Source organism: Peribacillus sp. (assembly GCF_059453735.1).
Window position 1 is genome coordinate 1 of record NZ_JAZVJO010000395.1, and the last position, 7697, is coordinate 7697.

Here is a 7697-nt window from a genome sequence, read left to right on the forward strand (position 1 = left end):
ACTAGAGGCCCAAGTTCTTAAAATTGAGCAAAATTCCAAGAAAATATCAAAAGGGGTTCGGAATTTAAACATTCCGAACCCCTTTTGTCTACAAACTAAAACCTCCAGCAGGAGGTGTTTCCATTTCTTACTGACCGGCAAAGATTTTCTTGAGCTTGGCCATGAAGCCTTTTGGCTGATCCTCAAGCGGGTTAAGCGGCACGGATTCACCAAGAATTCGACGGGCTATATTTCGGTACGCAATGGACGCCCGATTGTTCGGATCAAGGGCAATCGGCTCTCCCTGATTGGAAGCTTTGATGACTTGATCATCATCGGCAACGATTCCGAGCAAATCAATGGAAAGATGAGTGGTAATTTCGTCAATATCCAGCATCTCTCCGCTTTTTAGCATATGATTACGAATTCTATTGATAACAAGTTTAGGCGCTTCAATATGATCTTCCTTCTCAATCAACCCGATGATGCGATCGGCATCACGGACTGCTGATGTTTCAGGTGTTGTTACAACAACTGCCTTGTCAGCTCCTGCAATCGCATTTTTGAAACCTTGCTCGATACCTGCAGGACAATCAATAATCACATAATCATAGTCCTGCTTTAATTCACCGATTAATTTCTTCATCTGCTCCGGATTTACGGCCGTTTTATCACTCGTTTGTGCTGCTGGAAGCAGATACAATAAGTCATCAAACCGTTTGTCTTTCACAAGTGCTTGGTGAATTTTACAGCGTCCATCAATTACATCGACTAGATCATAAATGATTCTATTTTCAAGACCCATAACGACATCTAAATTACGAAGTCCGATATCTGTATCAACCAAGCAAACTCTTTTACCGAGAATTGCCAATGATGTACCTAAGTTAGCGGATGTTGTGGTTTTCCCCACACCGCCCTTTCCCGACGTAATGACTATGGCCTCTCCCACGATTAGAGTCCTCCTTCTAATCTATTTAAATTCGGTCTTTGTTTCTTTAAAACATGGAGTTTTTCAACAACGATATGTTCATCATTATCGATAAATGCACATTCCATGCCATGACCTTCATCGGTGTATTCTTCCGGTGCGTGACTCACAAGGTCTGAGATTCGAAGCTGCGACGGTTTCATAACAGAAGCCGCAATAACAGCTCTCGAGTTTCCGTGTGCTCCCGCATGTGCGATACCCTTCAGCGTTCCCATGATATAGACGTTTCCGCCGGCCACCACTTTCCCGCCAGGATTAACATCACCTATTAGTAATAAATCACCCGGCACCTCAAAAACCTGTCCTGATCTGATTACTTTCGCTACAGTTTCAATTTGATTTTCATCTTTCCACTGCTTTGCTTCATCATACGTCATCACATTCGACACAATCTCATCGACGACTAGCTTTTTCTTCTTACGAATTAATTCTTTAATGTCTTCCTTCTGTGCATCTGTTAAATAACGATTGCCTATATGTACCTTTACGGCAAGCAGCGGGTCATTTTCCTGAAATCTATAATTTAAGGAAAGCTTTGTTTCCAGCTCCCTTATTAATTCTGAAAACGAACACCCATCATCAAGATGCAGTGTGAGCCCATCTTTCGTACCCTTTATTAAAACATTTTGCTGACTTCTTTTATTCATGGCGCCTGTTTCACCTCAATGAAAGTATAATTCGACACAGACAGCGGCTTTTCCTTTTTATCCGAAAGAAAACACGTAGATTACGATTATTCCCCTTCTGATTCGACTCTTAAACTTTCTATTGTCCGTCTTAAAGGATATGCAGTGATCACAATGAACACCAAATTCAAGAGCAGTGTCGGTACAAGACGTAGCATGGAAAAATCACGATAATCCACTGATGTGAAACCAAGAAGTATGTTTAACTGATAGACCGCCGTTTCAATTACAGCGATGAAAAGGAGTGTAATTAATCCACTAATCAACAAATTAGATTGTAGAATTTTCATAATCTTTGATATTAAGTAGGCTGCAACAGGAAACGCAAACGTGTAAACGCCAAGAATCTCTGTATATGCTACATCATACAACAAACCAAGAATAAAGGCATACATTAACGCTGTCTTTCTCGAACCATAAATAGTCAAAAAAGCAATAAAAATAACGGTCATCCTTGGAATAAGGAAACTGGTTCCCCCGTATAGGTATCCAGAAAAAACATTAGCCAATACGCTTTCTCCAATAAAAATAATCAAAGCGAGCAGAGGAATAATAAGTTTTCTCATTACTCCTGACCCTCATCTTGAATTTCTGCTTCTTTCCCTGCCACTTTACGTTCAAGGACCATTACATTATTAATATCGTAGAAATCGGTTGAAGGCTGTACATATGCAGTTTGATTTAAACCATTCTGATCAATCTTAACATCGACGACTTTCCCAATCGGCAGACCTCTTGGGAAGATTCCGCCATAACCAGATGTGATTACATAAGAATTCTTCTTAATCTTCTTATCATAAGCAATCCGTTTCAACATTAACAACCCTTTTTCCTCATCATATCCTTCAATAATGCCATATGCCTTGTCATCACCTTGAACAATCGCAGAAACACGGTTTGTCGTATCAACTGATGTCAACAATTCGACAGTTGAAGAAAACTGACCAGGTGTGTTTACTTTCCCAATCAACCCATCTGCCGTAATAACCGCCATATTTTTCTCGACACCTTGAAGCTTGCCTTTATTAATTCGAATTAATTCATGCCACATTTGATCGGGGTCACGCCCGATAACCGTAGCCTGAATTGACTCATATTCACGAAGACTATCTTTTTTATCCAGCGTTTTCCGCAGATCCTCATTTTTTTCGGATAACTCTTGTCCTTCCGTTTTGAACTGAACATATTCATCTAAACGTGCTTTCAGCTTCTTGTTTTCATCATATGTATTCTGAAGATCACCCAAGTTCTCAACGAAACGAGTGACAGCTGACACCGGTTTATTAAATACATTTTGAGCCCAGCCTGTCGTATCCTGTATAAACTGCTCCGGCCAAGTCAATTTATCTCGATCTCTCATCGAAAATCCAATTAATGCCACGAGAAGAATGATACTAACCAGCAAAAGAATAAGCTTTTTATTGAAAAAAAACTGTGGCATGGCGATTTTCACCTCTATCATTTCCAACTTTGTCTCATACATGCAGTCAAAGACGCAGATACGTATTAAATAAGGATTGGGCTTTTTCGGATTGGATACGTCCCAGCCCGGAAAGTCCAATCCCCGTAAAGATGTCTAAAGCAGCGCAAACTGCTTACTGAAAAAAGGGACGAATAGCAGGTATAAAACCGGCGATTACGTTCCGTCCCTTCTTAAAACTTTATTTATCTAGAATAATCTTTTGTTCTTGTTTTAAATAATTCGATATGGTCAAGTGCTTTACCTGTTCCAATCGCTACACAGTCAAGTGGATTTTCGGCAATTAATACCGGCATACTTGTTTCTTCACTGATGACTTTATCAAGATTGCGCAGTAAGGCTCCGCCGCCAGTCAGTACAATTCCTCTATCCATAATATCCGCTGCAAGTTCAGGCGGCGTTTTTTCCAAAGTATTTTTCACTGAATCTACAATGGCGTAAACCGTATCTCTGAGTGCTGTAGAAATCTCTTTCGCTGTGATTTCAATTGTTTTTGGTAATCCTGTCAGCAGATCGCGTCCACGGATTTCCATATTATCAATACCTTCTGTGTCACCAGCAGAACCGATTTCCATTTTGATGGCTTCTGAAGTTCGTTCACCAATCATCAAGTTATAATTTTTACGGATGTAAATAACAATTGCTTCATCCATTTCGTCGCCAGCTATACGAATTGATTGGCTTGTTACAATACCGCCCAATGAAATAATAGCAACTTCTGTTGTACCGCCGCCAATATCAACAACCATACTGCCAGTTGGTTCCCATACAGGCAGATTCGCACCAATTGCCGCTGCAAAAGGCTCTTCAATCGGGTATGCATCACGTGCTCCAGCTTGTCTTGTTGCATCGATAACCGCACGCTGCTCAACAGCTGTAATTCCAGAAGGAACACAAACCATTACATAAGGCTTACTTCCGAACACGCCTTTTTTCTGCGCTTCTTGCATGTAATATTTCATCATCGTTGCTGTTGTTTCATAATCAGCAATGACTCCATCTTTCATCGGACGAAGCGCAACAACATTCCCCGGAGTACGTCCAATCATATTTCTCGCATCATTACCAACCGCTACAATTTGCCTCGTATCTGTCTGTAAAGCAACAACGGAAGGTTCGCGTACAACAATCCCTTTTCCTTTTACATAAACGAGCGTATTTGCTGTTCCTAAGTCAATCCCCAAATCTCTAGTACCTATTCCAAACATTGCGGTATCTCCCTTTCATGGACAATCTGCTTTTTATAATAAGGTCTTTGTTAGCATCATCATTTTTAATAAGAAAAAACTCGGAATTTCAAAGCAATCCCTTCAAAAATCATAAACAATATTATACAGCATCGTCAAATATTTTGGTAGTGTCATAAATAACCTTTTTCCTTTAAACTGATAAATTTCTGATCTCCAATGATGACATGGTCAAGCAGCTCAATGCCGATAATTTTTCCGCATTCAACCAAACGCTTGGTTACCTCAATATCTTCACGGCTTGGCTGTGGATCTCCCGAGGGATGGTTATGGAGACAAATGATAGAGGCGGCAGACCTTCGAAATGCTTCTTTGTACACCTCACGAGGGTGGACAATTGAAGCGTTAAGGCTGCCAATGAAAATGGTTTGTTTATGAAGAACTTGATTCTTCGTATTGAGGTAGAGGCAGACGAAGTGCTCCTGTGATAAAAAGCGCATTTCATCCATACAATAATTCGCACAGTCTTCCGGCGAACGAATCACGTACCGATCCTGATTATTTAAGCTGTTGATTCTTCGACCAATTTCAATCGCTGCAAGGATTTGAATCGCCTTCGCTTCGCCAATCCCATGAATAGCAGTTATTTCCTCGATGGATGCATCCTTCAGGAGCCGAAGTCCCTCAAATGTACGAATCAAGCGGCTGGATAGTTGAATAACAGACTCATTCTTCGTACCCGTTCGTATCAACAGCGCAAGCAATTCTTGGTTCGAAAGGCTTTTCGGTCCTTCCTGTAAAAAGCGTTCACGGGGACGCTCTTCTTTTGGTGTATCCCTGATTAACATTTTTTCTTCCATCGTATCCTTCCTTCCCTTCACAGGACGAAAAAGGAAGAAGGGCCGTCTACTCTACAGGATTAGGGTTAAACGTTTTTAATTCACGGGCAAGCCTGGAAACTGGCAGACCTACTACGGTAAAATAATCACCGTCGATTTTTTTCACGAACAATGAGCCAAACCCCTGAATGCCATAGCTGCCCGCCTTATCAAAAGGTTCACCGCTATCGAGATAAGTCTTCAGTTCTTCTTCCTGCAGGTCCCAAAAAGTAACATGCGTTTGCTCTGCAAACACAGTGATGCGGTCGTTCTGTACGAGGGCGACTCCAGTATACACACAATGTGTACGTCCAGACAGGAGTTTCAACATCCTGCAGGCATCATTGCGGTCAACAGGTTTTCCAAGAATCTCGTTATCAATGGCTACAACCGTATCCGATCCAATAACACAGGAATCTGGAAAATCAACCGCTGCCGCTTTTGCTTTTCTTAACGCCAGTTCTCTGACTACCTGTTCTGGATTTAAGTGAGAGGCAACGCTTTCGTCAACATTGGTGTTGACTGTAGTAAATGTTAGTTGAAGGAATTGCAGAAGTTCTTTTCTTCGCGGCGAAGAAGACGCTAAAATCACTGGATGCATGAAACCACCTTACCTTATTGTCATGATAGAGAGATACTCTCTTATCGTACCAAATAGATGAACAAGTAACAATCTTTGTCATCAATAATGTCGAAAACTATCTATAAAACTACTTAAAAGACAAAGAACCTCACACTGTGAGGACGATTTGCCATTATTCGAGTTCATTCTTTGTATTTCCCGGAAAATAAACAGCTGATTATTTTTGATAGTTTTGCAAAAACAGCAGCAATTTATCTTGTGTTTGGAGCAACTGTGTCTTTTCTTGTGAGCTTTGGTATTGCCGATGCAATTCAGCAGCTGCTGTCAGCTGGTTATAAGCGTCGGATAAACTGGCTGAAGAGGCTTTCTTAACCTCCGTTTTAAGTGCTGCGAGCTGTTTATCGATTTTCTCTTGATTCAGCTTAGAGTCTGATCCTAGGAGTTGTGCCGAAGAGCCCTTTGTTAATTGTTGATAAACTGGAACCATATCAGCAAGTATTTTTTGTTCCTTCGCTTTGGCACCAGATTTAATGGTTACTTCTTTCCAAAAAACATCTACACCATAGGTTTTTAAAAATACAGCCAGTTTTTTGGTCTCCTCTAATGTACTTGAAGCACCCAAGTACAACACAAATTGATCTTCTTGCTTAAAAATTTCCGCAGGTACATTCTTTTCAGCCACTTGTTGCTGAATCTCAGCCGCCGCTTCTTTCGTTGTAAAAATTCCGCCTTGAACTAGATACGTTTTAATTTCAGTTACCGCTGCCGCTGCTTTCTTTTCCTTCCCTGTATCCGCCGTTTCAACCGGCTTTTCAGTTGGAACATTTTCCCCTTCGTACGGCTGTGTACCACTGGTGGTCGTCCCTGCAATCGTCTTTAGGACGATAAAGCCTAAACTTGTCCCAATAATCACCGCACAAATGATCGGGATTAGATACGTTTGTAAAAAAACAATCGGTTTCTTTTTATTCGGAGTAATCCAGCCGTTTCCAAAAGAAAAAAGTCCAGTTTTTGGTTTCTTCGTTTCCGAAACGTTTGGCTCTGAGACCTCATCCTCTTCAGGCAGAATCCAATTGAAGCTTTCTTCAGGTTCAGCCGCTGCTGCTTCTGGTTTTGACTCCACAAGCGTTCCATCTTTAAACGTTTTAACCTGGCCATTTATCTTTATGGTAATTTTCTTAGGATTATTCAGGTTGTCCATCTCACAACCTCCTCATCACGGTCATTTTGTCCATCCTACCATAGAGACAAAAAAAAATAACAAGACTTTTGTCGTCTTGTTATCAATAGCTTTCGTCAATTTATTTAGGCGTGACCAGTTCGACAGTCAATTCAGAGATGGGAGCAGGTCCGTCTGTTAACTGCTTATCCTCCATGCGCGAACATAGCTTGCGCTTTTCACCATATAAACAGATACTCTCCACTCTTTCTTTCTCAACCATTACATAGGAATCGTTATCAGTATTCCAGAGCTTTCCTGTATCAGGATCTTTGATTTCATCCAAAAATCCCTCATTAACTAGTAATTGATAAGTGATTTTCTCGCCTACATCATGATCATTCGCCACTTGATCTTTGAGATAATAGGTTGCCGCATCTTTTACCGCATACGAATTCGAGACAAATGACTGAGTCCTTGCTTTCTCGATAAGCCCGCCGACTGCCGGCACTGCAATCGCCGCAATGATTCCGAGAATCACGATTACGGTCAATAGCTCAATCAACGTTAATCCATGCTCAGATAAAGTCAGTCGTTTAGCTCTCATCTTCGCCGCTCTCCGCTTTCTCTTTCACAACTGGCGAATTATTAAATGGATCCCGCTTATTACTCGGCTTCGGTGCTTCAATAGTCGGCATTTGATCTTGAAGATCGCTTAGGGCTGGCGCGTAAAAGACGGAAATGGTCAGCTGGT

The 7697-nt window shown here is 41.2% G+C and carries 9 protein-coding genes; all 9 read right to left on the reverse strand.

Annotation, left to right across the window (positions count from 1 at the left end; translation table 11 throughout):
* Positions 1-127: 127 nt before the first annotated feature.
* The 9 genes from minD to AC52RT_RS13095 all read right to left on the reverse strand — a co-directional run bounded on the left by minD (position 128) and on the right by AC52RT_RS13095 (position 7550).
* Positions 128-931: a septum site-determining protein MinD gene (minD, locus tag AC52RT_RS13055; protein ID WP_495541146.1), complete on the reverse strand. Its 804-nt coding sequence runs from the start codon at positions 929-931 to the stop codon at positions 128-130.
* 2 nt (positions 932-933) lie between these two features.
* On the reverse strand, positions 934-1617 hold the full coding sequence (gene minC / locus AC52RT_RS13060) for a septum site-determining protein MinC (RefSeq protein WP_495541147.1): 684 nt from the start codon (positions 1615-1617) through the stop codon (positions 934-936).
* 86 nt (positions 1618-1703) lie between these two features.
* On the reverse strand, positions 1704-2222 hold the full coding sequence (gene mreD, locus AC52RT_RS13065) for a rod shape-determining protein MreD (protein WP_495541148.1): 519 nt from the start codon (positions 2220-2222) through the stop codon (positions 1704-1706).
* Positions 2222-3139, reverse strand: coding sequence for a rod shape-determining protein MreC (mreC, locus tag AC52RT_RS13070; RefSeq protein WP_495541149.1), 918 nt, complete (start codon positions 3137-3139; stop codon positions 2222-2224). Before mreC ends, mreD begins: the two co-directional genes overlap by 1 nt.
* 182 nt (positions 3140-3321) lie before the next feature.
* The gene (locus AC52RT_RS13075) at positions 3322-4344 is read right to left on the reverse strand and encodes a rod shape-determining protein (protein ID WP_495541150.1); all 1023 of its coding nucleotides are present in this window, start codon (positions 4342-4344) and stop codon (positions 3322-3324) included.
* A gap of 152 nt (positions 4345-4496) precedes the next feature.
* Positions 4497-5183 (reverse strand): RadC family protein, encoded by a 687-nt coding sequence (gene radC, locus AC52RT_RS13080; protein ID WP_040376216.1) that lies wholly within the window; start codon positions 5181-5183, stop codon positions 4497-4499.
* Between the two features lie 46 nt (positions 5184-5229).
* On the reverse strand, positions 5230-5802 hold the full coding sequence (locus tag AC52RT_RS13085; RefSeq protein ID WP_495541151.1) for a Maf family protein: 573 nt from the start codon (positions 5800-5802) through the stop codon (positions 5230-5232).
* A gap of 199 nt (positions 5803-6001) precedes the next feature.
* Positions 6002-6985, reverse strand: a complete 984-nt coding sequence (locus tag AC52RT_RS13090) for a hypothetical protein (RefSeq protein ID WP_495541152.1) — start codon at positions 6983-6985, stop codon at positions 6002-6004.
* Between the two features lie 100 nt (positions 6986-7085).
* Positions 7086-7550, reverse strand: a complete 465-nt coding sequence (locus AC52RT_RS13095; protein ID WP_495541153.1) for a type II secretion system protein — start codon at positions 7548-7550, stop codon at positions 7086-7088.
* Positions 7551-7697: the final 147 nt, after the last annotated feature.